The following is a 652-nucleotide window of genomic DNA, read 5'->3' as shown; positions in this document are numbered from 1 at the left end:
ACCAGGCCAGCCACGTTTCTGCGAAAACGCGGGAAAAAGTGGAAGCGGCGATGGCGGAGCTGAATTACATTCCCAACCGCGTGGCACAACAACTGGCGGGCAAACAGTCGTTGCTGATTGGCGTTGCCACCTCCAGTCTGGCCCTGCACGCGCCGTCGCAAATTGTCGCGGCGATTAAATCTCGCGCCGATCAACTGGGTGCCAGCGTGGTGGTGTCGATGGTAGAACGAAGCGGCGTCGAAGCCTGTAAAGCGGCGGTGCACAATCTTCTCGCGCAACGCGTCAGTGGGCTGATCATTAACTATCCGCTGGATGACCAGGATGCCATTGCTGTGGAAGCTGCCTGCACTAATGTTCCGGCGTTATTTCTTGATGTCTCTGACCAGACACCCATCAACAGTATTATTTTCTCCCATGAAGACGGTACGCGACTGGGCGTGGAGCATCTGGTCGCATTGGGTCACCAGCAAATCGCGCTGTTAGCGGGCCCATTAAGTTCTGTCTCGGCGCGTCTGCGTCTGGCTGGCTGGCATAAATATCTCACTCGCAATCAAATTCAGCCGATAGCGGAACGGGAAGGCGACTGGAGTGCCATGTCCGGTTTTCAACAAACCATGCAAATGCTGAATGAGGGCATCGTTCCCACTGCGAT

Annotated in this window: 1 pseudogene; it reads left to right on the top strand. The window is 55.7% G+C overall.

The annotated features are described in order from the left end of the window. Nucleotides 1-652: pseudogene (gene lacI / locus ACXIZN_RS43245) on the top strand (DNA-binding transcriptional repressor LacI); the annotation flags it as partial.

It is taken from the genome of Amycolatopsis sp. TRM77291 (assembly GCF_054166285.1).
This window is presented reverse-complemented; position numbering and strand designations above follow the sequence as displayed.